This window comes from Gemmatimonas sp., from assembly GCF_027531815.1.
Taxonomy (GTDB): Bacteria; Gemmatimonadota; Gemmatimonadetes; order Gemmatimonadales; family Gemmatimonadaceae; genus Gemmatimonas.
The window spans coordinates 195,899-222,362 of sequence record NZ_JAPZSK010000017.1; the positions used below are offsets into that span (position 1 = coordinate 195,899).

Here is a 26,464-nt window from a genome sequence, read left to right on the forward strand (position 1 = left end):
CGGCGACTCACTTGGGCGTGCCCACCACCGGGGTGATGCGGATGTTGCGGTACTCCACCGACGTGTGATCGCCCTGCAGGTAGATGGGCCCCGGTTCGCCTTCGTTGGCGTCGAGCGCACCACCGGTGATGCCGGGAATCGTCTGATCGGCGATTACCGTCTTGCCGTTCAGCACCACCGTGACGCGGCGACCGATGAGCGTGATGTCGAAGGTCTGCCACACGCCGGCGCCCAGGTGCGCCTGCTCGTTGGGCACGAGGAAGCCGTACACGCCGCCCAGGTGCGTGGAGAGCGGTTCGCCGAGCGGGCTGTCTTCCACCTGCACCTCATGACGACCGCGCAGATAGATGCCGCTGTTGCCGTTCTTGGGGACGCGGAACTCGAGATGCAGCCTGAAGTCGGTGAACTTGTCTTTGGTGGCGAGGTTGGCGCCCGACTTGGTGTTGGTGAGCAGGCCGTTGATGACCTTCCACTGATTGTCACCGCCGGGCAGCGCTTCCCACGCGTTCATGTCGTTGCCGCCGAAGAGTACGATTTCCTTGCCCCACACCGGCGGCGCGCCGCGACGCAGCGTTGGCGCGCGGACGCCGGTGAAGCGGTGCTTTTCACCGTTGGGCTGCGTGATGATCCCCGCCAGCTTGTCACCGGTGAGCGTGGCCTCCACCTGCACATCGGTGGCCTGCAGCTCCCACTGCGGCGGCAGCGTGAACTGCACGCGCCCGTTGTCGTAGGTGACCTTGCCAAGGGGGCGCGCACTGCCGCCGCCGGCCACGAACCGTCCCACCAGCGTCCGGTGCCCTGAGAGCGAGACCTCGAACCAGCTGGGATACACCCGTTCGGTCCCCTGCACCGTGAGATCCCAGCGGCCAATGATCGGCGCCCCCGCCTGCGCCTCGGCGGTCAACGGGAGCGCAGCAATGAAGCAGGCAGCAGCCAGGGACAGCAGCGGGCGAACCATGCGCGAGCACCTCGAACGCAAGAAGTGGTGAGGAAAACGGATCGCCCTAATCCTCACGCCCGTCCCCGGCCGTGGTAACCCCCGCCGCCCGGATGGCCGCCCGAATACGCGGGTACGTGCCACACCGACAGATGTTGCCGTCCATGGCGCGATCGATCTCCGCGTCGGTGGGGGTGGGCACCGCTGCCAGCAGCGCCGCCGCGCTCATGAGTTGCCCCGACTGGCAGTAGCCGCACTGGGCCACATCGTGCGCCAGCCACGCGGCGCGCAGCGCGTCACCCACGGCGCCGCCCAGTCCCTCGATGGTGGTGATGGACTTCCCCGCCACACTGCCCACCGACAGCACGCAGGCGCGCATCGCCTCGCCATTCACGTGCACGGTGCAGGCGCCGCAGAGCGCCAGGCCACAGCCGAAGCGGGTGCCCACCAGCCCGAGTGTTTCGCGCAGCACCCACAGGAGTGGCATGTCGCCGGGCACGTCGACCTCACGGCGCACGCCATTCACTTCGAGCACCAGGGGGGCGGTCATGACGCAGTGCTCGGCGCAGTGCCCGGCGCGCTCTGGGGCGGTGCCACCGGCAGACGCAGCGGCAACGTGCGCAGCCGCGTGCCGGTGAGCGCGAAGAGCGCATTGGCCACTGCCGGCGCAACCACCGGCAGCGCGGGTTCGCCAATGCCCGATGGCAGGCGGGTGCTGGGCACGAGGGTGGTGACGATGGTGGGACACTCGGACATGCGCAGCGGCGGGTAGTCGTTGAAGTTGCCGGGGCGAATGCGGCCGTTCTCCAGTCGTACCTCGCCGTGCAGGGCGGCAGAGAGCCCGAAGATGGCGCCCCCCTCCACCTGCTGCCGCACGCCGTTGGGATTCACGACCAGCCCGCAGTCCACGGCGCACACCAGCCGGTGTACCCGCACGCGTCGCGCCGCGTCGAGCGAGAGCTCGGCCACCATGGCCACCACGGTACCGAAGCTCCAATGCAGTGCCACGCCGCGCGCCTGTGTGGCGCCGTCGGCGGCGGGCGCCAGGGGCGATCCCCACGCGCTGTCGCGTGCGACCGTCTCGAGCACCCGGCGTGCCCGCGCGTGCGAGCGCAGCAGCTGCAAGCGGTACTGCAGCGGGTCGGCGTTGGCGGCGTGCGCCAGTTCGTCCACGAACGATTCGAAGAAGAACCCTTGGTGTGAGTGCCCCACGGCGCGCCACGACCCCACCGGGACCGGCAGCTCCACCTCGAGGTGTGTCGAGCGGATGGCGGGAAACTCGTATGGCTGATCCCACGTGCCTTCGGCCGTGGTCTTGTCGGGGACAAACGATGGATACGGGATCCCGATGCGCTGGCTGAGCGCCTTGAATGGGGCCTGACTGGCGGAATGGCAGACCACACTTGTGGCCACGCCGCGCGCATCGAGGGCGGCGCGCAGCCGTGACGCCGCGGCGGGACGATAGAAGTCGTGGCGCATGTCGTCCTCGCGGCTCCAGATCGTCTGCACCGCCACGCCGGGCGCGGCCATGGCAATGCGCACCGCCTGCGCCACGTAGTCGACCTCCAGCCGACGGCCGAATCCGCCGCCCAGCTGCTGCTGGTGCAGCGTGACGCGCGATACGTCTACCCCGGCCACCTCGGCCGCCGCCATGCACGCCACCCCCGGCACCTGGGTACTCGTCCACAGCTCCACCCCGGCGTCGGTCACGCGCACGGTGGCGTTCATGGGCTCCATGGTGGCATGCGCGAGATAGGGCGCCTCGTAGGTCACGTCGAGCACCCGGTCGGCGGCGGCCAGAACGCCCAGCGCATCGCCCGTGCTGCGGAAGGGGAGGCCGGTGTCGGTGTGCGCTGCGTCGCGTAGCTGCGCGGCCACGTCGTCCGACCCCAGCGCCAGATGCGGCCCGGGAAAGAACTGCACATCGAGCGCCGCCAGCGCCTGCCGGGCCTGCCACCAGCCATCGGCAATGACCGCCACTCCCGGCACCTCGCCGTAACGGCTTCCCGGCAGCTCAACCACGGTGTGCATGCCGGCGCGATCGCGCAGGGCCTCGCGCCGAAAGCCCGAGACCGTGGCGCCGAGCGACGGGGCCATGCTCACGGCGGCGTAGCGCATGCCGGGGAGGCGCACGTCGAGGCTGTAGCGTGGGGCGCCGCGCACGATGGCATCGCCGTCGATGCGTGCCCGGTCACGACCCACCAGCCGATACTGCGCCGGGTCGCGCAGCGTCACGTCGCGCACCGCCATGCCGGCCGCCTCGCGCACGAGGGTGCCGTAGGCAAACGACTGTGCGCCGGCATGCACCACGCCCGCCTCGGTGCGGCAGGCGCTGGCGGCCACCCCCGCGCGCGCCGCGGCGGCCGCCACGAGCTGGGCCCGCGCCGTGGCGCCGGCGGTGCGCGCCACCTCCCACACATCGCGCACGCTCGACGAGCCGCCGGTCATCATCACGCCCACTTCGCGCACCGTCTTGGCGGTGAGCCACCGCGCGGCGCGCACACCGGAGTGCTCTTCGAGATCCTCGTGAAACGGGAGCCCGTCGAGGATGGCCGCGATGTTGTTGTAGATGCGATCGACCCCGCTGTGCACCACTCGCAGCTGCGCCCAGTCGCAGTCGAGCTCCTCGGCAATGAGCATGGCCAGCGCGGTGTGAATGCCCTGCCCCATTTCGGCCTTGGGGGAGAACACCGTGACGCGGCCGTCGGGGTGCACCGCGAGCCAGCCGTTGAGCGGCACCCCGTCGTTGCCCGCCACGGGGGCACGCCCGGGGTGCAGCCGTTGGCGCGGCGGGGTGAGCGACCATCCCAGAACCAGCGCGCCGGTGGCGCCCAGCCCTGCCAGCAGGAAGGTACGTCGTCTCATATTGTAATAAAGATGCCACGTCGCCCGGGGTGGCGACAGCGTTCCCTTTCTCCCGCCTGTCCGCCATGCTCTCCGTTCGTGTCGCCTCGTCGTCCGCGTCTGTCGCGGCCATCGTCCTGCTCGCGGCCTGCGCCCCGGAGACGTCGTCCAAGGCATCGGAGGCCAAGGTGGCCGAAGCTGCGGCGCAGATGGTGCGCCAGGTGCGCACGCTGGGACCCGGCGACCTGCAGATGGTGAGTGAGGATCGCACGGTGGCCATTGAAGTGGCGGGCGATTCGGTGCACGTGTTCATGGTCAACAGCCAGATCAGCGTGCCCGTCACGTACATCGAGAACGTGAAGTACACCGACAACCGCCTGCGCTTCGACATCAAGGGCATTGGCATGAAGGTGTTCGAAGTGGGCGATGGCACCGACGGTGCCGTGTTCACCCAGGTCGACGCGCTCAAGTTCGTGGCGACCGTGATTTCCCGACAGAACGCCATGGAGAAGCAACCATGATGACGAATGCCTCGCAGTGGGGGCGTGTGGTGGCTGCGGCCGCCGTGGTGGGACTGTGTGTGGCGTGTGGTGGTGGCGGCGCCGACTCGGGGGCGAGCGAGGTTACGTCGGGCGCATCGGGGGGCACCCGTGAGGGTTCGCCCGGCATGCAGCTAAGCACCGGCACCAACGATTCCACGGCGCTCGAGGGCGCCGAGGTGCGCATCACGAGCACCGACGGGTCGATCACGCTGGCCGTGCTGCGCGACACGGTGATCATGCAGCTGAGTGACAGTCTGCGGCAGGGTGTGGCGTTGCAGGTGGACAGTGCCACTCGCGCCAAGGACGACGGCGTGGGGGGCATGATTGCCAACATGGTGGGGAGCGCCGTGAAGGCCGCGGTCTCGACCGCCATGGGCGTGGCGCTGCGCGCCCCGGCGTCGCAGGTGACCGATCTCCGCTACGAGAACGGGCATCTCACCTTCAAGGTGGACGGCGGCTCGGTGAAGTTCAGCGCCAAGGGGAAGAGTGACGGCAGCGGTGCGCCATTCGCCCCCGAGGACGCCCAGCGGTTCATGGAGGCCGTGCAGGCCGCGAAGGCGCGACAGACGGCGATGTAAGGTTTGGGGCGCGTCTACTGGCGCGCGTTTATTGACGCGCGTCTGCTGCCGGTCAGCTGCTGCAGCTGAGCATGGAGCAGCCGGCCTTGTGGCGCGCCCACTCAGGGCGGCGGGCTACCAGCGCGGCGTGCTGCGGCTGCTCGGTGTACGGGGTGCGCAGCACGGTCAGCAGGGTGTGCACCAGCGACGCATCGCCTTGCGTGGCGGCGTCGATGGCCTGCTGCGCCACATAGTTGCGCAGCACGAACCACGGATTCACCGCATGCATGGCGGCCTGCCGCTGCGCGAAGTCGCGCCCGTGCGTCAGCACGCGCGCATGCCAGCGGGAGAACCAGCTGTGCAGCGCCTCGGCGTGCGCATCGCGCCGCGCGGGGTCGTAGAACACATCGCCCAGCAATTCGGTCGCGGGCACATCGGGGAGCACATCGGGCACGTTCCCCAGGGCGCGGAAGAAGTTGGTGTAGTCGATCTCGGCATCGTACATGAGGCGGAACGCCTCGCGAATGCAATCGCGCTCCTCCTCGCCGCGCGTCGCGAAGCCGAACTTGGCGGCGTTCATGGCCTCGTACTCGGCCACGTAGATGGCGGAGAAGCGATCGATCCCCGCCTGCAGCAGCGATTCGTCGGCAAAGAGCGGCGCGATGGCGTCGGCGAGGCGCACAACGTTCCACTGCGCAATGGCGGGTTGCTGCCCGAAGCGGTAGCGCCGGTTCTGCGCGTCGGTGGTATTGGGAGTCCAGTTGGGATTGAAGTCGTCGATCCAGCCGTACGGCCCGTAGTCGATAGTGAGTCCCAGGATGGACATGTTGTCGGTGTTCATGACGCCATGCACGAAGCCCACGCGCATCCAGTGCACGATCAGCCGGGCGGTGCGCTCGCATACTTCGGCGTACCAGGTGGCGCGGCGCTGCATTTCGTCGGCAATGGACGCGAGATGCGGGTAGTCGCGGGCGATGGTGAAATCCACCAGCTGCGCGAGTAGCGCGAGGTCGTTGCGCGCGGTGAAGATCTCGAAGTTGCCGAAGCGGATGAAGCTGGGGGCCACGCGGCACACGATGGCGCCGGGCTCCTCCTGGGCGTTGCCGTTGTAGAACATGTCGCGCACCACGGCGTCGCCGGTGGTGACCACGCTGAGGGCACGTGTGGTGGGCACCCCGAGGTGATGCATGGCCTCGCTGCACAGGAACTCGCGAATGCTCGAGCGCAGCACGGCGCGTCCGTCGGCGGTGCGGGAGTACGGCGTGGGGCCGGCGCCCTTGAGCTGCAGCTCCCAGCGTTCGCCGTGCGCGTTGAGCACCTCGCCCAGCGTGATGGCGCGGCCGTCGCCCAGCTGGCCGGCCCAGTTGCCGAACTGGTGACCGCCATAGCAGGCGGCGTAGGGTTCCATGCCGGGGAGGAGCGCGTTGCCGCCGAACACGTTGGCGAAGGCGGGGGACTGCACGAACGTGTCGGAGAAGCCCACGAGCGCCGCCACCTCGGGGGCGTGGGCCAGCAGTCGTGGCGCCGCGACTGGCGTGGGCGCCGCCGCGCTCCAGGCGGCGTGCAGGACTTGTCTTCGCCGAGCGGAGGATTCAGGATCTCTGGGCAGCTCGCGCACGAACCGGTTGTCGAAGGTGACGGCCGGTACGTCCAGATGGTCGGTGGTCGTGTTCACACTCAGAAACCTAGGGGTCGGTCCAACATGACGAAGGTGACGCGGGGGGCGCTGGGGAGTGCCATCGTGCTGGGGCTGCTGGCGGCGTGCGGCGGCAGCAAGGAGGCCACCGGCGGGGCCCCCGACAGTGTGGTGACGGTGCCGGCGGTTCCCACCGTCACGCTGGCCGCGGTGGCCCCCAACTCCTTTTCGGGGACCCTCCCGTGTGCCGATTGTTCCGGTGTTGCCACCACGGTGGCGCTCTTCCCCGACACCACGTTCCGGCTCCGTGAGGAGTACCAGGGCAAGGGGGGCGCCCCCGTGGTGAGCATGGGGCGCTGGACGCATGACGGCACCACGCTCACGCTCGACGGGTTGGGGCGCGCGGTCAAGTTCGCCGTGCAGGGGGAGGACACGCTGCGCCTGCTGGACCAGGGCGGCAAGCCGATCGCTGGCAGTGCGCCGGTGACGCTGGTGCGCGCCGACAGCATGAACACCCTGCGCGAGCCGGTCACGTACACGGGCACGTTCACCTACCTGGCCGATGCGCCGACGTTCCGCGAGTGCGGCAGCGGGCAGACGTACAGCGTGGTGATGAGCGGCGCCTACAAGACGGTGGAGCGCGCCTATACGGCGGCCAAGCTCCCGCCCGGCAGCGGGCAGCAGGTGGAAGTGACCGCGCGTTTCACGCCGCGCCCCGAAACGATGGCGGGTCCCAAGGAACGCGACGTGATCGAGTTCGTGAAGTACGTGGGGCCGGCGGCGAATCCCGATTGCCGGTGAGGGCGAGACGCGGAGGAGTGGGGGCGCGGGGACTGATTGCGGGAGTGTTTGGGCGCCTGCTTGGCCGTACGCTTTCCCCGCGCCTCCCCTTCTCCGCGCCTCGCACCCGGGAACCGGAACCGCTCCCCGAGGCTATAGCTCACATGAGCAACAAGACCTACACCAAGCCCGATGTGGAGCAGCTCAAGAGTGCGCTGACTCCAGAACAGTTCGTCGTGACGCAGCAGTGCGGTACCGAACCGCCGTTCCGGAACGCCTACTGGGACAATCACGAGCCCGGTCTGTACGTGGACGTGGTGAGTGGCGAGCCGCTGTTCGCCAGCGTGCACAAGTTCGATAGTGGTACCGGCTGGCCGAGTTTCACGCGCCCCGTCGCGCCCAATGTGACGGAAGTGGAAGATCGCACGTACGGCATGCGCCGCGTGGAAGTGCGCAGCAAGCACGGTGATTCGCATCTGGGGCATGTGTTCCCCGACGGCCCGCGAGAGGAGGGTGGGCTGCGCTACTGCATCAACTCCGCGTCGCTGCGTTTCATTCCTGTCGCCGAGCTCGAACAGGCCGGGTACGGCGAGTTTCTGCCGCTCTTCGTGTCCGGTGGCCACCATGGCTGAGCGTCCGCAGGAAGTGGCCATTCTGGCCGGCGGCTGCTTCTGGGGGATGGAGGAGCTGCTGCGCGCCATCCCCGGGGTGCTGGACACCGACGTGGGGTACACGGGCGGGTGGCTGGAGCACCCCACCTATCACGACACGCACGACAGCAAGAGCGGGCACGCCGAGAGTGTGCGCGTGGTGTTCGACCCCACGGTGCTGGGGTACGACGTGCTGCTGCGCGACTGGTTCTTCCGCATGCACGACCCCACCACGCTCAACCGGCAGGGGAACGACATCGGCACGCAGTATCGCAGCGCGATCTTCTACACCACGCCGGAGCAGCAGGCCATTGCCGAGCGGGTGAAGCTGGAAGTGCAGGCGAGTGGGGTGTGGAGCAAGCCGATCACCACGGAGATCGTACCGGAGGCGACGTGGTGGAGCGCGGAGGGGTACCACCAGGACTACCTGCGCAAGAATCCGGGCGGATACACCTGCCACTGGATGCGCTGAGGGTTGGCTGAACGACGCGGGGGACGACGCGCGATCGACGACGCGTTGGCACTAACGCATTGGCACCAACGCGTTGGAACTGACGCGTTGGCACGGACGCGGGCACCGACGCGGGCACCGACGCGGGCACCGACGCGGGCACGTACGGGCGCCCGCCTCGGCCTTCGGCCTGGCGGCGGTCGCTGCGTGGTTGCCCGCGTTGGTGCCCGCGTCCCCATGCGTCCCTGCCAGCACGTCGTTGCCAGCGCGTTGGTGCCAGCGCGTTGGTGCCAACGCGTGGTCTCTCGCCCGTAGTCCCCCGCCCGTCGTTCCCCGCGCCGTTCCCCTTCCCGCGCCAAACATGGCGCCCTCCTTCTCCCCGTCGCATGTTGGGGCACCTTCACCCCCTCCCATGCGACTGGCACCTGCCCTTCTCCTCCTCCCGTTCGCTGCGGCCGGTCGGCTGGCGGCGCAAACGCCCCTCGTGACCGGCCGACCCGCGTCCGGCACCGTGGCGCGCACCGACACGGCACGCTTCACGCTGCAGGCCGACTCCGGATTCATCGTTCGCGTACGCGCGGGTCAGTCGCCGGGCAATGTGGCGCTGCGGCTCCTGGGCCCCAAGAACACCGTCGTGGGTGCGGTGAACGCTACCAGTGCGGGCTACGAAGAGCTGCATCTCGTCACGCGCGAAAGCGGCGTGCATCAGCTGCAGATCACCGCGGGCGATTCCACCGGCGGTGCGTTCAGCGTGACGCTGCTGATGAACGAGAAGCTCTCGAACGACCCGAAGCGGCATGTGGATCAGCTGCTTGCGCCGTGGAATCGCAACGACGGCCCGGGCGTGGCGGTGGCGGTGTGGCGCGGTGGCCGCACGGTGTTCGCCAAGGCCTACGGCATGGCCAACCTGGCGTACGACATTCCGTTCACCGTGGCCGTGCCCACCAACATCGGATCCACGAGCAAGCAGTTCACGGCGTTCGCGGTGATGCTGCTCGTGGAAGAGGGCAAGCTGTCGCTCGACGACGATGTGCGGAAGCACATCCCCGAACTCAAGGACTTCGGGCAAACGGTCACCGTGCGCCATCTGCTGACGCACACCACGGGCTATCGCGAGCTCTACAACTCGCTCACGCTCACCGGCCGTCGGCTCGACGAAAGCGATTACGTGGGGCGCGAGGAGTACATCCCGCTCGTGCAACGACAGCCGGCCCTGCAGAATGCGCCGGGCACGGAGTTCAACTACAACAACACCGCCTTCGGTCTTGCCGCCATGATCGTGGCCCGGGTGAGCAAGATGCCCTTCGAGACCTTCATGGTGCAGCGGGTGTTCGCTCCCATCGGCATGACGCACACGCAGGTGCGCGCCGATGTGCGCGTACCGGTGAAGGGCGCCACGGTGGGCTACTCGCGCAGCGACAAGGGTGTGTGGCGCGATCTCGGTGACCTCGGTGGCTCCATGGGCGCCGGCGGCATGTATACCACGCTCGGCGACTTGCAGAAGTGGGCCGAGCATCTCGCCAACCCCAAGGTGGGGACCAAGGCGAGCATCGCCCAGATGATGACGCCCTTCACGCTGAAGGACGGCAAGAGCACCGGCTACGGTTTCGGCTTGTTCATGGATACGCAGAACGGCCAGAAGCGTGTGCAGCATGGCGGTGCCGACGTCTCGCACCGCTCCATGCTGGCCATCTACCCCGACCTGAACGCCGGCATCACGGTGCAGAGCAACGACGGCGCGTTCGACAGCGGTATCGCGTTCCGGCTGGCCGAAGCGTTTTTCCCCGAACTCGCGCCCAAGCCGGTGGTGGCGAGTGCGACCTTCGACGCCAGCAAGTACGACGCGAAGAAGTTCGACGAGTTTGCTGGTCAGTACGCGCTCGATGCGGCGCCGGCCTTCGTGCTCACCTTCTCGCGCAGTGGCGATACGCTGTTCACGCAGGCCACGGGGCAGGGGAAGTTTCGTCTGGCGCCCACGTCGGACACGTCGTTCGCGGTACAGGGGGTGCCGGCGTCGGTGGAGTTCACCCGTGATGCCGCGAAAAAGGTGAGCGCCGCCACGCTCGTGCAGAACGGCGCCCGTCAGCGCGCCTCGCGCCGGGAGGGCGCCGCAGCAGCGCCATGGGTCCCGTCGGCCAGCGAACTGGCGGCCATCAGCGGCCGCTTCTTCAGCGAGGAGCTCGAGGCGTTCTGGGACATCGCGCTGGTGAACGGCACGCTGGTGGCGAAGCAGCGCCGTGCCACGGATGTGCCGCTCCGTGCGACCGCCAAGGACACCTTCACCGGCGGCGCCGTCACCCTCACGCTCGAACGCGACCGCGTTGGCCAGGTGATCGGCTTCTACGCCAACGTGGCCCGCTCCCGCGATATCCGTTTCGCGCGGGTGCGTTGAGCGCCGCGCACTCGCCGCCTTGCATGTTCATTCCCGGTCACCCGATTCACTCTCCTCCCGCCGCACCCATGCGAACGTTCCCCACACGGCTCGTTGCGCTCGCCGCGCTTGCGCTCCCGGCCCTGCTCCACGCACAGCGCGCCGCCGCCCCACGCGCCGCCAGTCCCCGCGCCGCCGCGCCCTCCGCGTCTCCCGCCACGACCGTGGCGACCGTGGCGACCGAGTTCGACGCCCTCCACTTCCGCAGCATCGGCCCCGCGACCATGTCGGGACGTGTCGCCGATGTGGCGGTGTTCGAGGCCAACCCCGCCATCTACTACGTGGGCACGGCACACGGTGGCGTGTGGAAGACGGTGAACAACGGCACCACCTTCACGCCGCTCTTCCAGCACGAAGGGCTCATTGCCATTGGCGATGTGGCCGTGTCGCAGGTGAACCCCGATGTGGTGTGGGTGGGGGCGGGCGAGAGCAACAACCGCCAGAGCACGTCGTGGGGCGGTGGGCTCTACAAGAGCACCGACGGCGGCAAGACGTTCGCGCTGATCGGACTCCCCAACAGCAAGCACATCAACCGCATCGTCCTTCACCCCACGAACGAGAACATCGTGTTCGTGGCGGCCACGGGGCCGCTCTTCGGGCCGGGCGGTGATCGCGGGGTGTACAAGACCACCGACGGTGGCATGACGTGGAAGCACGTGCTCAAGGGCGACGACGATACCGGCGCCAACGATGTGGCCATCTCCATGGCCGACCCGAGCGTGCTCTTTGCCAGCATGTACCAGCGCCGCCGCACCGCCTGCTGCATGAACGGCGGTGGTCCCGGCAGTGCGCTCTTCAAGAGCACCGACGGCGGCGACACGTGGAGTAAGGTCACCGGGACCGGCTTCCCCACCGGCCCGCTGGGACGCATTGCGGTGGACGTGTTCCGGCAGAGTGGCAACATCGTGTACGCCACGGTGGAGGCGCCCTCGCCGGCGCGCCCCGGTGCCGGCGCCGCGGCGGCCCCGCCGGCCACCGACGAGATGTCCAACGCGCCGCGCCAGCCGGCGGGTGCCACGGGCGTGTACCGCTCGCTCGATGGCGGCGCCACGTGGAGCAAGATGAGCAGCACCAACCCGCGCCCCATGTACTTCAGCAACATCAAGGTGGACCCGGTCAACCCGGACCGCGTGTACATGGGCGGCGTGGGGCTGCACATGACGGTGGACGGCGGCAAGAGCTGGGAGACCGACGCGGCGCTGGTCATTCACGATGACATTCACTCCATTTGGGTGAACCCGAAGAACCCCGATCACGTGCTCATTGGCGGGGACGGCGGCATTGGCGTGAGCTACGACCTGAGCCGCACCTGGCAGTTCCTCCCCAACCTGCCCGTGGGGCTGTTCTACCATGTGAGCTACGACATGGAGTGGCCGTACAACGTGTGCGGCGGCATGCAGGACAACTACGACTGGTGCGGCCCCAGCGCCTCCCGCCAGAACCGCGGCATCTTCAACTACGACTGGTTCCAGATCCTCGGCGGCGACGGCTTCGTGGCCATCCCCGACCTGCGCGACTCGCGCATCGTGTACACCGAGTCGCAGGACGGCAACATCGTGCGCCGCAACAAGGTGACCGGCGAGTCGCGGCAGATTCGCCCCACAGCGCAGAACGTGACGAACGCTGCGCCGCGCGAGGCGTATCGCTTTCACTGGGATACGCCGCTTATGCTCTCCCCCAATGATCCGGGCGTACTGCTGGCCGCGGCCAACAAGGTGTTCCGCTCGCGCGATCGTGGTGATTCGTGGGAGGCCATTTCCCCCGACCTCACGCAGAACGCCAGCCGTGATTCCATCGTGACGATGGGGCTCAAGGGAAGCGAGATCACCATCGCGCGCAACGACGGCATTTCGCAGTGGCCCGCGATTGTTGCGCTGGCCGAAAGCCCCAAGCAGGCGGGCGTGTTCTACACCGGCACCGACGATGGCACGGTGAGCGTGACGCGTGACGGCGGCAAGACGTGGACGAACATCACGAAGAACCTGCCCGGCTTCCCGGCGGGACATGCGTTCGTGAGCGAGGTGGTGCCCAGCCGCTTCGAGGCGGGGGTCGTGTACGTCACGGTGGACAATCACCGCCTCAACGACTACGCGCCGTACGTGTGGGTGTCGCGCGATTTCGGCGCCACGTTCACCGCCATCACGAACGGCCTCGCCGGCGAGGTGATCAAGACGCTCACCGAGGATACGAAGAACCCCGACGTGCTGTACGTGGGGACGGAGACGGGGATCTTCCTGTCGCTCGACAAGGGCAAGTCGTGGCGCCGTCTCAAGGCCAACTTCCCCACGGTGCGGGTGGACGAGCTCACCATTCATCCGCGTGACAACGCGCTCATTGTGGCCACGCATGGGCGGTCGCTGTGGATTCTCGATCACCTCGAGCCCATCCAGGAGTATGCGGCGGCGCAGAAGGCGGAGGCGGCGCTCTTCACGCCGGGGCCGCAGCTGCAGTGGAAGAGCAAGGACGACCGCAACGACGAGTTCTGGGGGCATCAGTTCTTCACGGGCGAGAACCCGCCCAGCGAAGCGGTGATGCAGGTGCACTTCCGGGCACCGGTGAAGAACCCCATGCTGCGCGTGATGGACAGCAACGGAGCGCTGGTTCGTGAGCTGGCGGTGCCCGCGGCGAAGAACGTGGCCGGCATTCAGACCGTGTGCTGGGACCAGCGGGTGACGCCGGTGCCGGAGGTGAACGCGGTGGCGCCGGCTGCTGGCGGTCAGGGTGGTGGCGCCGGGGCGGGCCCGGGTGGTTTCCCGGCGCTGCGTCGGCCCATCGCCGGCTATCCGGTGCAATTGCCCGAGGTGGGGTACCTGCCGGAGAACCCGTGCGCGCCGGCGGGCGGGCAGGGGGGCGGCTTCCGCTTTGGCGGTGGTGGTGCGGCGGGCCCGCTGGTGCTCCCCGGCAGCTACACGGTGGCGCTGGTGGTGGACGGCAAGGAGGTGGCGCGCAAGCCGCTCACGTTGGTGGCCGATCCTGAAGTGAAGCTGACCACCGAGCAGCGCGTAGCGTACAACGCCAAGGCGATGGAGCTGCATGCGGCGCAGGTGGCCGGTGCACAGGCGGCACAGCCGCTGGCAGCGTTGCAGGCGCAGCTGCGCACGGTGGCGGCGAAGGTGGACAGCAGCACGACGCTGAGTGCCGACGTGAAGACCGAATGGGCCACGTTCCGCAAGGACTTCGAGGCGTTGCGCGTGAAGTTCGGTGTAGGCGCGCCGGCGTTTGCGGCAGGTCCCGGCGGTGGTGGTGGCGGCTTTGGTGGTGGGGGGGCCGGTGCCGATGCGAACGTGCTGGCCCGTTTGGGTGCCGCGAAAGGCAACCTGCTGGCCGTGTGGGAAACACCAAGCGACGCGCTGGTGAAGCAGGCCGCCGCGGCGCGTGCGGCGCTGGATGCGGCGGTGGCCGAAGCCAAGGCCTTTGCGCCGCGCATGAAGGCCATGAGCGACAAGCTTGCCGCGGCGGGCATCGCAATGCCCGCAGGGAACTGACGCGGGCAGAGAACATGGCGCACCTTGAACTGACGGCTCTCCTGGTCCGGGAATATCAGCCCGCGATCGACTTCTTTGTCCGAGCGCTCGACTTCGAGCTCGTCGCGGACGAGCCGTCACTCACCACCGATGGACGGCCCAAGCGATGGGTCGTCGTGCGCCCGAAAGGCGCCGGTGCCGGCGCCGGTCTGCTCCTCGCGCGTGCCGATGGCGAGACGCAGATGGCGCTCGTTGGTCAGCAGTTCGGCGGGCGGGTGGGTCTGTTTCTGCGCGTCGATGACTTCGAAGCCGCGTACGCACGCATGCGGACGCATGCCGTAGCCTTTCTCTCGACACCGCGAACGGAGCCCTACGGCACCGTCGCCGTTTTCCGCGATTGCGAAGGGAACCACTGGGATCTGCTCGGTCCCGCCACGTAAAGGCGCGGCCTCGACACGACGCCCCTCTGCTCACTACCGTGCTGGGCGGCGGGTGCCGGCGAGAGAGATGCGCCGTCGCGCCAAATCTTCGCGTGAGGAGCAATACGCTCCTCACGAATCTGACCCCCCATACCCGGAACATGGCACGCGCCCTTGGGATCACCGCGCTGGCGCACGGGTACAGGGGTGCGCTCCGCCATTGGGGCCCCACGGTTCGGGCTGCGCCGGCCGCGGGTGGCCGGCTCCACGAATGACGTCGTTCCTGTGCACAACCCGGGAGGATGCATGCACATGTCGTTGGTCTGGCGAGCGGTCGCGCTTGCGGCCGTTGTCTTCGGGAGCAGCGCGTGCGTGCGCGTGTCCAAGGGCGAAGTCGCGGTGGCGGTACCCGTACCGGTGCGGGCGTCGTCAGCGCTCGAATCCAGAACCGTCGACTATGTGGTCCCCGAACGGGCCGGGCGCTTGTCGTATCCCGCCATGGACTCCGTCGGGCAGCGTGTGCGGGCGCTGCGGGTGGCCCCGACTGCGCTGACGGTGGCGGTGGGTGATACGGTACGCATGGCCGAGGTACTGCGCGTGGAAGCACTGGATAGCGCGGGGGTGGTGCTGGGTGAGCTGCCCGGATACGACTTCGGCTTCTCCGGTCGCGGGATGCGGCTGCTCGCCGACGGCCGCTTCGTGTTCAGCCGCACCGGCACCACGCGCTTCACGGCGCAGTTCCCCGAACAGTTCTGGCGTGGCAAGCCGGCCGACCGGCCGGCCGCCAGCGTATCGATTACCATCCAGTGAGGAATACGATGAGCGCCGAACCCCTTCGTGATTTTCGCCACGGCTTCCGGGACGGTTTCCGTGAAGTCGGCACGCAACCACGTCTGCAGCGCCGCATTTCGGCGCTCGGTGTGCTGGTGGGCGGTGCCGTGGCCATTTACGCCCCGGTGCGGCTGGCGGCGTAGCGGCTGAGCGTTGCCGGCGCGTCAGTTGGGGTACGCCAGCCGGATGATCTCGTCGGTCGGTGCCAGTGTGAGGGACCGCAGTGCCCGGCCACTGCGCGCAATGGCCCGGTCCACCAGATACGTACCCGCGCGGTAACCAATGCGCTCGCGGCCGTCGGGGTGCAGGATCATCCATTCCTGATACGCACCCCAGGCCTCGGGGGACAGCGCCCGCAGTTCGGCCACCCAGGCGTCGGGGTTGGGTGGGCGTGCGCCCCACGGCGCGTCGAAGCCGGCGTATTCGCGAGCGAAGGCGGTGGCCATTCCCTCGGCCACCACCGCATCCATGAAGCTCGTGCGCGGCTTTCCGCCCTCCACCGTCCAACCGCGCGCCAGATGGTGCAGCTCGTGGAACAGGGTTGCGCGCAGATGCGCCCGTACGATGGGGGCGACCCCGCCCGCGCGCGTGGGATCGACCGAGTACCGCACCGTAGTGGGGGTCGATGCCACGCCGCCCTCACCGGAGAACGCCAGGACGTCCCGGCTCGCTTCGACTTCCAGCTCGACACGGTCGGGCAATTCGGGAAGGAGGGCTCGCACTTCGGCAAGCGTGGCGCGCGCCACGGAATCAATGAGCGCCGCTTCCGTTGGTGTGAAGCGATGCAACGGACTGTCGATGATGCGGAGGCGAAACTGTTGTGCGTATCCCGACGTCGGGACAACGAACAGCAGCATCAGGAGCATCCGCCGCGCAATACGAACACGCATGGGAATCGGGGACTGAGGACGAGGAGCCATGAGGTGAAGCGCCCGTCTATGCCATCCGTTCCGTTGCATCACGTCGTTGCGGTGAGTTCCTTGTACGACGCCACCGGCCACAGGCCTCCCGTCCCACCACGCCATCCCTCACGCCCCATGTCCCTGCTCCGTTCGCTCCCGCGGCCGCTGTCGTCGGCACTGGTCGTTGCCGCCGTGCTGCTCACCCCCGCGCTTGCCGTCGGGCAACAGCCTGCCGCGCGCGACACGGCCCGCGAGGTACCGGCGGCACGCCCCGCCGATGTCGAAAGCATCGATGCGATCATGCGGGCCGTGTATGACGTCATTTCGGGGCCGGCCGGGCAGCCGCGTGACTGGAATCGTTTCCGCTCGCTTATGGCGCCCGGTGCGCGCCTCATTCCGACGGGCAAGCGACCGGACGGCACGGGGGTGCTGCGGGTGTGGACGGCGGAAGAGTACATCACCAACGCCGGCGCGCAGCTCGAGCGTACCGGGTTCTTCGAGCGCGAGATCGGCCGCAAGATGGAGCGCTACGGCAACGTGGTGCATCTCATGAGCGCCTACGACTCGAAGCGCGCCCTCACCGATCCGGCACCGTTCGCCCGCGGGGTGAACTCGTTCCAGCTCTTCTTCGATGGGACGCGCTGGTGGGTGGTCACGATCTACTGGGAAGCCGAGACGCCGGGCAATCCGATTCCGCCGGCGCTGCTGTTTGATCGACGCGATCGTGGGGCGCGCTGACGCACCCAAGGCGGCGCTCACCGCGGGCAAGGGCATCGAGCCGCTCGATGCCGTACGCCGTGCGCGCGCGGGGCTGCGTGGCGCAGGCCCCACAGCGCTTGCTGTTGCCGAGCGGACCGACCATCATCGTGGCACGAAGCATCCGACGATCCACTCGCAACAGTTGCCGACGTTCGGCACACCAGAACAAGAGAGTCAATGCGACTGATCTTTGCAGCACTGCCCCTGTGCCTTCTGACCAGTGCCTGCGCGTCGGGGGCCTCGAGCCGTGAGGAGGTCTCGTCCCCCGCTGCGGTGGTCGCGCAGTTGTACCACGATTACGCGTGGGAAGTTGTCCTCGATGACGCGCGAGCGTGGGCCACGCTGACGGACGAGCCTCGGGACGTGCTCATGCAGTACTTCGATGACCGCCTTGTCGATCTTCTGGAGGAGGATCAACGGTGTCGAGAACGCACCAAGCAAATCTGTACGCTCGACGGATCACCGATCTGGTACTCGAATGACCCCGAGGCCACGCGCCTGACCGTTGCCGGGGGGGCCGACTCGACGGAGATCGCGGTCTCCTTCACACGGTCCCAGCCACCATCGGAGGGCGCGATCATCAGCCTGACCTATCGTATGGCGAGGACGCCCCGCGGCTGGCGGGTACACGATGTGCGCTTTCCCGGGGGGCGCTCGCTCGTGGAGCTCCTGAGCGCTCCCTGACCTGTTGCGCCCCGGTCACGCTCCGCATCCTCGCGTCGCGTTCGTTCCGCGGCCGGCCTTACCCCCGAAGCGCCTGCTCGAAGCCGGGGTCCTGGAGTACTGATCGCCACGACGGGTCGAGGCGCACCCACGCGGGGTTGGCCAGATAGTGCCGTTGCATCGCGTCCCTGAGCAGCACGAAGGCCAGGGCGCGGTCGCCCGCCGCGAGTGCGGCACGAGCGGCGGTGTATACGGTGTAGCTGCTGATCAGCGAGGCTCGCGCCTGGGGGTTGGCGTTTACGAGCGTCATCGCGGCCTGCACGGCCTTCACCGCCTCGGCCGAGCGCCCGGCGTGTGCGAGCGTGAGCCCGAGCAGCGCCTGCCGCTGCGCATCACCCGGCACGGCCGCCACCTCGGCGGCGCGAAGCGGCCACGCGGAATCGGCCGCCGCCCGCGCCCGGGCGCTGTCGCCGCGCCACGCGAGTTGCGTGGCGTGTACGGTGAGCCAGCTCGAGGCCCCGCCGCCGAAGGCTTCGCGCGTGAGCGCCAGCAAGTCGCGCTCGTCGTCGCCGGTGAGCACCCAGCCCATGTCCCAGTAGTTGCCGAACTGCGCGAGTACGCGGTCGCGCGGGGCGTCACGGAATGCCGCCGAGACGGCGATGCGCGCCGCCGCCAGATCGCCGCGCGCCAGCTCGACCATCACGCGCAGCTGGTGCAGCTGGAGATTGGTGGGCGATAGCGCGAGCCCCGCCACGGCCGCTTCGCGCGCCTCGTCCAGCCGGGCCATGCGCAGCAGGATGCGCGAGCGCGTCTGCAGGACACGGGCGTTGCGCGGATCGAGCGCCCGGGCGGTTTGCGAGAAGGCGATCGCTTCGTCGAAGGTCCCGAGGTCGGAGGCGATGTTCGACAGGTCGCTGGCAACATTCACGTCCTGCGGCGCGGCGCGGCGCGCCTGCTCGAGCGACTCGCGCGCCTTCAGGAGGTCGGGCTCGACGGTGCGGTAGTACGACCCCATGGCGCGGTGCCCATCCACGCCCTGCGGATCGAGCTGCAGGGCACGCTTCGCCGCCTCCATGGCACCGATGCGCAGCGAATCGACCGGGCGCGTGTTGACGTAGAGGAAGCCATTCACGCGCGACAGGGCGCCCCACGCTTCCACCATGCTGCTGTCGAGCGCCAACGCGGCGACGTACAGCGGCCGGGCGCGCTGCAGCGACGTGAAGTCGGTCCTGCCGCCGGCGTCCCACGCGGCTTCGGCGCGCAGGTACGCATCGTAGGCGTCGGGATTGCGCGTGACGGCGCGCGTGAGTCGGGTGCGCCCGTCGGGGTCGAGGGCCACCTGCATCGCGTCGGCCACTTTGGCGGCAATCTCGCCCTGGACCGTGAAGACGTCGGCGACGTCGGCGTTGAAGGGTTGTTCCCATCGATTCTTCGCCGCCCCGTCGTCGCCGATCTCCACCAGAGCGGGGCTCACCTGCACGCGCTTTGAGCCGTTGGGGCCCGGCCCGAAGCGTACGGTACCGGTGAGCAGGTAGCGGACGCCAAGTTCACCGGCGATCTCCCCGGGTGACTTCGTCGAGCCGGCGTACTGCCGCGAACTCGCGCGCGCGATGACCTCGACGCGTCCCACGGCGGTGAGCTTGCCGCGGATGGCGTCGGTCATGCCATCGGCGAAGTAGGCGTCGGCCGAGTCACCGAGGTTCTCGAAGGCGAGTACCGCCAGCCGTCTCGCCGGGACCTTGTCGCCTGTGCCGGCGAGGCGGACGCCGTACCACGACGCGGCCCCGACCAGGAGCGCCAGTGCGGCGCCGACGAGGAGGCGCGTACTCCGGTGAGCGGTCGCGGTGCTGACGGACGAGCGCGCGCTGACAGCCGCGACGGCCCCCGAGCTCATGGCTGCGTCGAGCTGCTCGATGACGGCGCTTGCGGAGACGGGGCGCAGCTCGGGCTCCTTGGCGAGGCAGCGCATGACGAGCGCGGACACGGCGGGTGGCAGCCCGGACGCGAGCGTCTCGAGAGCGGGTGGTGTCACGGAGAGGTGCGCTGCGATGAGCTGCTGCACGGTCTGGCGGTCGTCGAAGGGATGCCGACCGGCGAGTAGTTCGTAGGCCAGCACCCCCCACGCGTAGAGGTCGGCGCGATGATCGACGTGATCGCCGGTGGCCTGCTCGGGGGACATGTACGCCGGAGTGCCGAGCGACTGCCCGGCGCTGGTAAGTGTCGCGGCGCTGCGGCCATCGGCCGGGGCGCGGGTGGCGGTGCGGGCGGCGTTCACGGCCTTCGCGATCCCGAAGTCGGTGACGACGGCGGTGCGCCCCGCGAGCAGGATGTTCTCGGGCTTGATGTCGCGATGGATGACCCCCCGGCCGTGTGCGTACTCGAGGGCCATGGCGACCTCCCGCAGAATCCGCAGGGCGTCCGCCCGGGGCAGAGCGCCCTCGGCGAGCCGCGCCCGCAGCGACTCGCCCTCGATGAAGGGCATGGTGTACCACGGCAGCATGTCGCCGCCGCCCGCGGTGAGTACCGGGACGATGTGCGGGTCCTGCAGGGTGGCCGCCATCGCGATCTCACGAGCGAAGCGCTCGGCCGAGAGCCCCTCGGCCAGCTCGGGGGCCAGGACCTTCACGACCACGCGGCGGTTGAGGGCGGTCTCCTGCGCGAGGAAGACGCGGGACATGCCCCCGCCCCCGAGCTCACGCTCGATGGTGAATGCGTGGCCGAGGCTCTCGCGCAGGCGGTCGTTGAAGTTGAGCATGAGGAACCCGTCTTTACGGCGGCCCGGCTCCCGGAGAGGCTTCCGGGGGGTAGCCGCTCACACGGACGCGCGGCAACAGCGCGCTGCCATCGGGCGCGTTGAGCTCCTGGAGTTGCAGCGACAGCGTAATGCCGATCGGTTGCCGGGCCCGGATCGCCGCGAGCAGCAGGGGGGTGGCCCGCGTGCTGTCGGCGAGCACGCCGGCGAAGCGGATGCGTCCGGCTTCGAGCGGATTCTCCTTGCGCGTGCCGCCCGCGAGCGGCAGCACCGCGCGGACTGTCACCCGGGTGCTGTCGTAGCGCAGCTCTCCCAGGTAGCTCGCCATGGGCGCGACGTCTGCGCGCACGGCGGCACAGACGGCGATGATGGCGGAGTCAGCCACGGCCGTCTGGTACACTTGCGTCCACACCTCGCCGGGGACGAGCGGGGCGGGGGCGTCACACCAGCGCTTCGGCGTCGAGCGCCCCGACACACATCCCAGCACGCCCAAAAGGGCGCACGCGAGTGCTGCCCGCCTCACGGGGGTGACCGACGCACGGGCGCCCGCTCGACGCGCGTCAGCGCGCGCTGATCCTCGAAGGCCACACTCACCAGATCGTCGAGCACGAGCGTGAGGGTGGCCAGCGCCCCGGGGCGCCTGACGACGAACGGCACCTCGAAGAGTACCTCGCCCTGCAGTCCGTCGGGCACCACACTCGCCACGCGAACCTCCCCGGCGCGCACCAGGTGTACGGCGCGCAGTCCTTCGGGTACCAGTACTGCCTCGGGGGAGCCGCCGGCGCTCGCGGCGGCGGGCATAGCGGCAGTGGCAGTGGCGGTGGCGGTGGCGGTGGCGGCTTGCCGCGCGGCGCGGGCGCGAACGACCGTGAGCGCGAGAGAATCGTTGCCGACGCGAGCGGCAGCTCGCGCGGGGAAGGCCTTACGAGAGGGCGTGAGCGGCCGTCCCGCCAAGGTGGCAGCGCCGGCCTGATCGGCGGTCGACAGCAGCGCGACGGGAGCGGGCACCGTTGCGGAGGCCACGGCGGTCCGCATGCCAAAGCCACTGGCGTCGACGCCCGCCTGGACTGTTGGAGCGAGTGCAAGGAGGGCGGTGTCGTAGGACAGACGCACGCTGAAGGCACCGACGGGGGCGACCTGTGCGCCGCGGAGCAGTCGTCCGCGGATCGTGACGGTGGTCCCTGCCACCGGGGACAGGTCGCTGCCTTCGAGGAGCAGCACCGACTGGCGAGGCTGCGGGGCCAGGTTACCGCCGGCGGCCAGCGAGTGATCGATGCATGCGGTGGTCGCGAGCAGCGTCGCCGCCAGGCCGCCCATGGCCACGCGGGAGCAACGGGTTCCGGGCATCAGCGAATGACCAGGGGATAGGTGAGGGCCGTGAGGCGGCCGGTCAGATCGGTGAAGGTGGCGCTGTTCAACTCGGTCGCTGTCAACACCAGCGAACCGGTGCGACCAATGGACGTACTGGCGCGGAAGGTGAGCCGCAACAGTTCGACCCGGCCACCGAACCCGGTTGCATCGGCGAAGGTGATCGCGATGCGCCCGGTGGCAGCCTGCGCGTCGCTGACCGTGACATTCACCCCCGAGGAACCCGCCGACCGGCTTGTGAACGTCAGCTGCGCCGGGTCGAATGATACCGTAATTGCCGCCGACCCGACGCGTTCCGTCGACGTCCGCAGATCGACGAGGATTGGCACGGTGAAGGTTTCGTCGGGACGGATGTCGAAGCGGGTCAGATCGGTCTGCAGGGTGATACCGTTGGCGCCCACGACGACGGCGAGCACGGAGTCCGGCGTGGCGCTGCCAACGGAAGCGGTCACGATTGACTGTCCCCGCCGGAGCCCCGTGAGCACATTGCCGCTGGTGCCGATCACGCTCGTGTTTCGGGCGGCGAACTGAATGGCGGCGTTGGGCACGGTGACGCCATTCGCATCGCGGGCCGTGCCGGTGAGGGTGGTCGTAGCCCCGGAATCGAGGAACACGAAGCGTGGCGAGGCAAGGGTGACCACGGCGGGCGGTCCAATGGGCACCGTGGTGGTGGCCGTGAAGCTCACCGGCGTGAGCGACCCCGACGACACCACGAGCGTATTGATGGCCGCGGTTGGTCCACTGACCCAGCGCGTCGCCGCCGATCCATCGGACGCGCTGCTGGCAATCGCCGGCGAGACGGAGCCACCGCCGCCTGAGATGGCGAAGACCACCGCGACACCCGCCACTCCTCGTCCGTTGGCATCCACCACGCGAACGCGCATGGAATCACCGAGCACGGCACCGGCGGCCACCGGAGCAGGATCCGCGCTGACCCGCTGAATGCTGGTGGGCACCGGGGGCGGCGGTGGTCCTGGCGGTGCGGCGGGGGCGGCGGTGCCGCCGCCCCCGCCGCACGCTGCCAGCACGGGAAGTACCGAGAGGGCCACGCGGCACGCCAGCCGGCGGCGCAGCGAACGGTCGGACCGGATCACTGGCGAGTCCCCACGCAGGCGGGAGCGGTTGGAAGGCCGACCGCGAAGCTCAGGATGAGCTGGGCATCGAGGGCCTGCAGGGAGCCGCTGCAATTGGCGTCCCCGTTGGGCATTGGCTTGAAGGTGGACGGAATGGTGAGCCCCACGAGGCTGGCCAGGACGGCCTGCGCGTCGAGTGCCGACACGCGGCCATCTTCATTGACATCCCCGCGCAACACGGGCGGCGTGCCCGGCACGATCCCGCCCGGTCGGGTCACCAGCGCCGGCGCCAGATTCGCGAGCGTCGTCGACACGAGTTCCGTGAAGGTGGGGAAGAGCAGCGCCCGTTGCGGGGTGGTTCCCAGCAACCGGACGAAGAACCGGGCGAGCGGGACGACCCCGGTCGCGCCGGTCACGTTGACGGCGGCGAGGCGAATCTGGCCCGCCTGGGGAGTGCTGACCGTCGGGGTATTGAATCCGGTTGGCACCGCGCGCACCGAGTCGACGGCGAGGATGGCCGGATCGAACTGGATGGTGGCGGCATACGCCCCGAGTCGTACCGAACTCCCAAGTGCCGTCAGGTCGACGCGAAGGTCGAGCGATCCACGCCCCCCGGCCAGCAGCGCCAGCGAATCGGGTGAGAAACTGGCGGTTGGCGTACCACCGGGCGTCGCGCTCTCGGTCAGGAACGCGATGTTCACTCCCGCGTAGGTGCTGAATCCGGCCACGAGCAGGTGGTAGGTGCCGGGGATGGGCGTGTCGATGATGCAGCTTTCGTCATTCGTGTCGCCGATCGACATGCACACCGCCGTAGTGTCGCCCCAGTCCCGCGGTGCCGTGCCACGACCGACGAACAGATCCGCATCCCCGGAACCGCCGGAGGACCGCACCACGAGCCGGCTGAGGCCAACGGGGACGGTGAAGGCGTAGTAGGCATAGGTATCTTCACCACCGGACAGCGCCGTGAGCGGTGTCGCGATGGGAACACTGCGCGAGAAGATCGGCACCACGACCGTGGGCTCGCGTACCGTCACGGTGCAGGCACCGGTCCCCGCGCAGCTGTCGTTCAGCCAGCCACCGAACGCCGACCCGGCGTTGGCGGTGGCGGTCAGCGACACGGTGGCGCCGGCCGTGATGGCGGTGGAACAGGCGCCGTTCGCCGTCAGGTTCTGCACTGCGCAGTTGATGCCGCCGCTGCTGGCCGTGATCGTGCCACCGACATTGCTCGGGAGATCGGCCCACCCCTGAATGCTGAGCGGCTGCACGAAGGTACTCGCGCCGCCCACGACATTGGTGCGCAACGTGACGCCGCTGTACGACGAGGCACCGAAAATGCCGATGAACCACGTGCCGCTGGCCGGGTTCGCAATGCTGCACAACTCGGAGGTGCTGGCGTTCACCGACACGCAGCTGCCGGGGGTCCCGACCAGCGCTTCGCTTGGCATCTGCTCGCGGATGACCAGGATGTCAGGGTCACCGGTCCCGTTGGCCAGCGATACCTCGAGACGGCTTGCCCCTGCCGGCACCTGCACGGCGAGGACAAAGCGCGAGCCGGTCGTGCCGCTCCCGTTGGCGATGCTGGTGCCGGAGGGTACCAGGCGCGCGAAGATTGCGCCGACGCTGCGCGACTGCTGCATGTTCAGCGAGCAGCTGCTCGAGCGTCCCGAACAGGCGCCGGTCCATTGCACGAATGTGGTCCCGGGCGCCGGCGTGGCGACGAGCGTCAACGGGTTCGAGTTCGGCAAGGTTGCCGCGCACGTGCCGCCGGGTGCCCCGTCGGACACGGTGCAGTTGAGAGGGGTTCCCACGGCCGTCACCGTACCCACCCCCGTGGAACCGGGCGACGTGGTGCTGGCAACGCTCACCGACACCGCCGAGGTGGTGACGGTGCCCGGTCCATTGAATGAGACCTGATAGCCGGTGCTGGTTGCCGCATTGATGGTGACCGTGAACGACTCGCCGGCCGGTCGAAAGGTGGTGCCTGGCGCGAAGGCGGCGAGTTCGGGATCGGTCGTCCCGGCGGGAAACTGCAGCTGCCCCGGGCCGGGTGCGGATCCGCCCGCGCTGACGGTTGGATTGACCTGATGAATGACGACGCCCTCGCGGGGAATGGCGTCTTCGAAGAAGCCCGCGCGGCGGCGCGCCTCGAGCACATAGAAAATGCCTGGCCGCGCACTGGGAATCTGGGCCATCAGGAACCCGTTGGCCGATGGCAGCGCCGAGCGTTCGAGGGTGAACGTGGTACCACCGGGCGAGCCCGGCACCCACTTGCGCGCGCTCGGCACGAATCCGAGGACGTCCTTGTGATACGCAAAGGTGTGCGTGCCGAATGACCACCCGTCGGCGAGCGTGCGCGCCCGCGACCGGCTCATGACGTCGTACGGCGACACGTACGCCAGTCCGTTGGCGCCGCTGTGGCGCAGGCCGAAGGTATGACCGAACTCATGCGCCCACGTGCCCGCCTGTCGGGTGGACCAGTCCATCATGTAGGAGGTCCGATAGCCGCGCGTCGTCCCGTCGCGCGTCATGTTGATCGGGCTCAGGTAAGCATACGAACTGGAGATGCCCCGGTTGAAATGCATGGCGATCCCGGCGAAGCCGGGAAAGAACACGTCGGCGTCGGCGACTCCGGCGCACTCGTCGCGCAGCGCCATGTCGCGCGCGAACTCGTTGCTGAAGCGCGTGGCCCAGTCGGCCCCGTAGTAGAAGTCGAAGGACCGCGCCAGCGTATACCAGCCGAACACCCGCGTCCCGGCCAGCCGGATGGTGCCGTTCGACACCTCGTTCCAGTACGCTTCCGCGCCCGGAAAGACCGCGCCGACCGACCGTTCGACGTCGGCGACGCTGCCGGGTACGGCAGATCGATCGGAGAAGCGACAGAGCACGACGGCGACATTCTGCGTGGGCGACACCACCGGGACCGTCAGCGACGCGGCGGTCCCGTCGAGCAGTTCCAGCCGGCTGACGCGCACGGCCGCTTCGAGTCCAGGGCCGGCGGCGGACGGTACGCGCGCGTCGACGCCCTCCACGCGCAGTCGTCGCCCCTGGAACTTGCGTTCGTCCGTGAAGACCGAGGCGACCATGGCACTCATGTCCACGCGCACACTCGATCCGTCGTCCTGCAGCAGGAAGTGCACGGTGACGCTCGAGTCGCGCTCGTCCTGGGGATCGGTCACGAGCGACGCCAGGCGACCGGTGAGCGTTTTCGTGGACTGGGCGGTCGCCTGGGCCGGCGCGAGCAGCGCTGCGGCAAGCAGGAGCGCGACGGGCATGCGGGCGATGTGGACCGCGCGCGGCATCCGGAACAGCGTGAACGTCCGACACACGGTCGGACTACGCTTTGCGGGCATGGGAAACGCCATCAGGAGGAGGGGGGCTCCCGCGCAAGATGACACAGCATTTCGG

The 26,464-nt window shown here is 69.0% G+C and carries 23 protein-coding genes; 13 read left to right on the forward strand and 10 right to left on the reverse strand.

What is annotated here, in order from left to right:
- Nucleotides 1–7: 7 nt before the first annotated feature.
- Genes O9271_RS17735 through O9271_RS17745 form a run of 3 tightly spaced genes read right to left on the reverse strand, consistent with a single transcriptional unit; the run spans nucleotide 8 to nucleotide 3,802 of the window.
- Entirely contained in the window at nucleotides 8–958 is a 951-nt protein-coding gene (locus O9271_RS17735; protein WP_298272699.1) for a DUF1080 domain-containing protein, read from the reverse strand.
- A 46-nt stretch (nucleotides 959–1,004) separates the two neighbouring features.
- Nucleotides 1,005–1,487 carry a (2Fe-2S)-binding protein gene (locus O9271_RS17740; protein ID WP_298272702.1) on the reverse strand — a complete coding sequence of 161 codons (483 nt, stop codon included), beginning with the start codon at nucleotides 1,485–1,487 and terminating at the stop codon, nucleotides 1,005–1,007.
- On the reverse strand, nucleotides 1,484–3,802 hold the full coding sequence (locus tag O9271_RS17745; protein WP_298272704.1) for a molybdopterin cofactor-binding domain-containing protein: 2,319 nt from the start codon (nucleotides 3,800–3,802) through the stop codon (nucleotides 1,484–1,486). The genes O9271_RS17740 and O9271_RS17745 overlap by 4 nt, the downstream gene beginning before the upstream one ends.
- Before the next feature lie 65 nt (nucleotides 3,803–3,867).
- Between O9271_RS17745 and O9271_RS17750 the strand changes: the two genes are divergently transcribed.
- A complete protein-coding gene (locus O9271_RS17750; RefSeq protein ID WP_298272706.1) occupies nucleotides 3,868–4,302 on the forward strand; it encodes a hypothetical protein in 435 nt (144 codons plus the stop codon).
- Nucleotides 4,299–4,901 carry a hypothetical protein gene (locus tag O9271_RS17755; protein ID WP_298272709.1) on the forward strand — a complete coding sequence of 201 codons (603 nt, stop codon included), beginning with the start codon at nucleotides 4,299–4,301 and terminating at the stop codon, nucleotides 4,899–4,901. The genes O9271_RS17750 and O9271_RS17755 overlap by 4 nt, the downstream gene beginning before the upstream one ends.
- Before the next feature lie 52 nt (nucleotides 4,902–4,953).
- Here O9271_RS17755 and O9271_RS17760 read toward each other — a convergent pair whose 3' ends face one another.
- Complete coding sequence (locus O9271_RS17760) at nucleotides 4,954–6,555, reverse strand: YdiU family protein (protein ID WP_298272712.1); 1,602 nt, start codon at nucleotides 6,553–6,555, stop codon at nucleotides 4,954–4,956.
- A 27-nt stretch (nucleotides 6,556–6,582) separates the two neighbouring features.
- On the opposite strand from O9271_RS17760, the gene O9271_RS17765 reads away from it, so the two are divergent.
- The 8 genes from O9271_RS17765 to O9271_RS17800 all read left to right on the forward strand — a co-directional run bounded on the left by O9271_RS17765 (nucleotide 6,583) and on the right by O9271_RS17800 (nucleotide 15,685).
- Nucleotides 6,583–7,317, forward strand: a complete 735-nt coding sequence (locus O9271_RS17765) for a copper resistance protein NlpE N-terminal domain-containing protein (RefSeq protein WP_298272715.1) — start codon at nucleotides 6,583–6,585, stop codon at nucleotides 7,315–7,317.
- Nucleotides 7,318–7,460: 143 nt separating this feature from the next.
- The gene (gene msrB, locus O9271_RS17770) at nucleotides 7,461–7,928 is read left to right on the forward strand and encodes a peptide-methionine (R)-S-oxide reductase MsrB (RefSeq protein ID WP_298272717.1); all 468 of its coding nucleotides are present in this window, start codon (nucleotides 7,461–7,463) and stop codon (nucleotides 7,926–7,928) included.
- Nucleotides 7,921–8,418, forward strand: coding sequence for a peptide-methionine (S)-S-oxide reductase MsrA (msrA, locus tag O9271_RS17775; protein WP_298272719.1), 498 nt, complete (start codon nucleotides 7,921–7,923; stop codon nucleotides 8,416–8,418). The genes msrB and msrA overlap by 8 nt, the downstream gene beginning before the upstream one ends.
- A gap of 391 nt (nucleotides 8,419–8,809) precedes the next feature.
- A complete protein-coding gene (locus O9271_RS17780; protein WP_298272722.1) occupies nucleotides 8,810–10,789 on the forward strand; it encodes a serine hydrolase in 1,980 nt (659 codons plus the stop codon).
- A gap of 68 nt (nucleotides 10,790–10,857) precedes the next feature.
- A complete protein-coding gene (locus O9271_RS17785) occupies nucleotides 10,858–14,313 on the forward strand; it encodes an exo-alpha-sialidase (RefSeq protein WP_298272724.1) in 3,456 nt (1,151 codons plus the stop codon).
- Nucleotides 14,314–14,327: 14 nt separating this feature from the next.
- A complete protein-coding gene (locus O9271_RS17790; RefSeq protein WP_298272726.1) occupies nucleotides 14,328–14,732 on the forward strand; it encodes a VOC family protein in 405 nt (134 codons plus the stop codon).
- Between the two features lie 285 nt (nucleotides 14,733–15,017).
- Complete coding sequence (locus O9271_RS17795) at nucleotides 15,018–15,521, forward strand: hypothetical protein (RefSeq protein WP_298272729.1); 504 nt, start codon at nucleotides 15,018–15,020, stop codon at nucleotides 15,519–15,521.
- An 8-nt stretch (nucleotides 15,522–15,529) separates the two neighbouring features.
- Nucleotides 15,530–15,685 (forward strand): hypothetical protein, encoded by a 156-nt coding sequence (locus O9271_RS17800; protein ID WP_298272733.1) that lies wholly within the window; start codon nucleotides 15,530–15,532, stop codon nucleotides 15,683–15,685.
- A 21-nt stretch (nucleotides 15,686–15,706) separates the two neighbouring features.
- Here the strand turns inward: O9271_RS17800 and O9271_RS17805 are convergent, their stop codons facing one another.
- A complete protein-coding gene (locus O9271_RS17805; RefSeq protein WP_298272735.1) occupies nucleotides 15,707–16,462 on the reverse strand; it encodes a DUF2268 domain-containing putative Zn-dependent protease in 756 nt (251 codons plus the stop codon).
- Nucleotides 16,463–16,579: 117 nt separating this feature from the next.
- Here O9271_RS17805 and O9271_RS17810 point away from each other — a divergent pair, with 117 nt between their 5' ends.
- From O9271_RS17810 to O9271_RS17820, 3 genes are read left to right on the forward strand one after another with little or no spacing between them, the layout of a single operon-like run.
- Nucleotides 16,580–17,182 carry a hypothetical protein gene (locus tag O9271_RS17810; RefSeq protein ID WP_298272737.1) on the forward strand — a complete coding sequence of 201 codons (603 nt, stop codon included), beginning with the start codon at nucleotides 16,580–16,582 and terminating at the stop codon, nucleotides 17,180–17,182.
- Nucleotides 17,154–17,390, forward strand: a complete 237-nt coding sequence (locus O9271_RS17815; RefSeq protein WP_298272739.1) for a hypothetical protein — start codon at nucleotides 17,154–17,156, stop codon at nucleotides 17,388–17,390. The genes O9271_RS17810 and O9271_RS17815 overlap by 29 nt, the downstream gene beginning before the upstream one ends.
- Nucleotides 17,381–17,887 carry a hypothetical protein gene (locus O9271_RS17820; protein WP_298272742.1) on the forward strand — a complete coding sequence of 169 codons (507 nt, stop codon included), beginning with the start codon at nucleotides 17,381–17,383 and terminating at the stop codon, nucleotides 17,885–17,887. The genes O9271_RS17815 and O9271_RS17820 overlap by 10 nt, the downstream gene beginning before the upstream one ends.
- Nucleotides 17,888–17,945: 58 nt before the next feature.
- Here the strand turns inward: O9271_RS17820 and O9271_RS17825 are convergent, their stop codons facing one another.
- The 5 genes from O9271_RS17825 to O9271_RS17845 all read right to left on the reverse strand — a co-directional run bounded on the left by O9271_RS17825 (nucleotide 17,946) and on the right by O9271_RS17845 (nucleotide 26,331).
- Entirely contained in the window at nucleotides 17,946–20,621 is a 2,676-nt protein-coding gene (locus O9271_RS17825; protein ID WP_298272744.1) for a serine/threonine-protein kinase, read from the reverse strand.
- 13 nt (nucleotides 20,622–20,634) lie between these two features.
- Nucleotides 20,635–21,003, reverse strand: a complete 369-nt coding sequence (locus O9271_RS17830) for a hypothetical protein (RefSeq protein WP_298272747.1) — start codon at nucleotides 21,001–21,003, stop codon at nucleotides 20,635–20,637.
- Between the two features lie 134 nt (nucleotides 21,004–21,137).
- Nucleotides 21,138–21,965: a hypothetical protein gene (locus O9271_RS17835; protein ID WP_298272750.1), complete on the reverse strand. Its 828-nt coding sequence runs from the start codon at nucleotides 21,963–21,965 to the stop codon at nucleotides 21,138–21,140.
- Nucleotides 21,965–23,080, reverse strand: a complete 1,116-nt coding sequence (locus O9271_RS17840) for a cohesin domain-containing protein (protein ID WP_298272753.1) — start codon at nucleotides 23,078–23,080, stop codon at nucleotides 21,965–21,967. Before O9271_RS17840 ends, O9271_RS17835 begins: the two co-directional genes overlap by 1 nt.
- The gene (locus O9271_RS17845) at nucleotides 23,077–26,331 is read right to left on the reverse strand and encodes a pre-peptidase C-terminal domain-containing protein (protein WP_298272755.1); all 3,255 of its coding nucleotides are present in this window, start codon (nucleotides 26,329–26,331) and stop codon (nucleotides 23,077–23,079) included. Before O9271_RS17845 ends, O9271_RS17840 begins: the two co-directional genes overlap by 4 nt.
- Between the last annotated feature and the right edge of the window lie 133 nt (nucleotides 26,332–26,464).

Excerpts from the sequence above, each read along its gene's own strand:
- O9271_RS17735 (WP_298272699.1), bottom strand. The coding sequence starts at position 958 with ATGGTTCGCCCGCTGCTGTCCCTGGCTGCTGCCTGCTTCATTGCTGCG.
- O9271_RS17740 (WP_298272702.1), bottom strand. The coding sequence starts at position 1,487 with ATGACCGCCCCCCTGGTGCTCGAAGTGAATGGCGTGCGCCGTGAGGTC.
- O9271_RS17745 (WP_298272704.1), bottom strand. The coding sequence starts at position 3,802 with ATGAGACGACGTACCTTCCTGCTGGCAGGGCTGGGCGCCACCGGCGCG.
- O9271_RS17750 (WP_298272706.1), top strand. The coding sequence starts at position 3,868 with ATGCTCTCCGTTCGTGTCGCCTCGTCGTCCGCGTCTGTCGCGGCCATC.
- O9271_RS17755 (WP_298272709.1), top strand. The coding sequence starts at position 4,299 with ATGATGACGAATGCCTCGCAGTGGGGGCGTGTGGTGGCTGCGGCCGCC.
- O9271_RS17765 (WP_298272715.1), top strand. The coding sequence starts at position 6,583 with ATGACGAAGGTGACGCGGGGGGCGCTGGGGAGTGCCATCGTGCTGGGG.
- msrB (WP_298272717.1), top strand. The coding sequence starts at position 7,461 with ATGAGCAACAAGACCTACACCAAGCCCGATGTGGAGCAGCTCAAGAGT.
- msrA (WP_298272719.1), top strand. The coding sequence starts at position 7,921 with ATGGCTGAGCGTCCGCAGGAAGTGGCCATTCTGGCCGGCGGCTGCTTC.
- O9271_RS17780 (WP_298272722.1), top strand. The coding sequence starts at position 8,810 with ATGCGACTGGCACCTGCCCTTCTCCTCCTCCCGTTCGCTGCGGCCGGT.
- O9271_RS17785 (WP_298272724.1), top strand. The coding sequence starts at position 10,858 with ATGCGAACGTTCCCCACACGGCTCGTTGCGCTCGCCGCGCTTGCGCTC.
- O9271_RS17790 (WP_298272726.1), top strand. The coding sequence starts at position 14,328 with ATGGCGCACCTTGAACTGACGGCTCTCCTGGTCCGGGAATATCAGCCC.
- O9271_RS17795 (WP_298272729.1), top strand. The coding sequence starts at position 15,018 with ATGCACATGTCGTTGGTCTGGCGAGCGGTCGCGCTTGCGGCCGTTGTC.
- O9271_RS17800 (WP_298272733.1), top strand. The coding sequence starts at position 15,530 with ATGAGCGCCGAACCCCTTCGTGATTTTCGCCACGGCTTCCGGGACGGT.
- O9271_RS17805 (WP_298272735.1), bottom strand. The coding sequence starts at position 16,462 with ATGGCTCCTCGTCCTCAGTCCCCGATTCCCATGCGTGTTCGTATTGCG.
- O9271_RS17810 (WP_298272737.1), top strand. The coding sequence starts at position 16,580 with ATGTCCCTGCTCCGTTCGCTCCCGCGGCCGCTGTCGTCGGCACTGGTC.
- O9271_RS17820 (WP_298272742.1), top strand. The coding sequence starts at position 17,381 with ATGCGACTGATCTTTGCAGCACTGCCCCTGTGCCTTCTGACCAGTGCC.
- O9271_RS17825 (WP_298272744.1), bottom strand. The coding sequence starts at position 20,621 with ATGCTCAACTTCAACGACCGCCTGCGCGAGAGCCTCGGCCACGCATTC.
- O9271_RS17835 (WP_298272750.1), bottom strand. The coding sequence starts at position 21,965 with ATGCCCGGAACCCGTTGCTCCCGCGTGGCCATGGGCGGCCTGGCGGCG.
- O9271_RS17845 (WP_298272755.1), bottom strand. The coding sequence starts at position 26,331 with ATGCCCGTCGCGCTCCTGCTTGCCGCAGCGCTGCTCGCGCCGGCCCAG.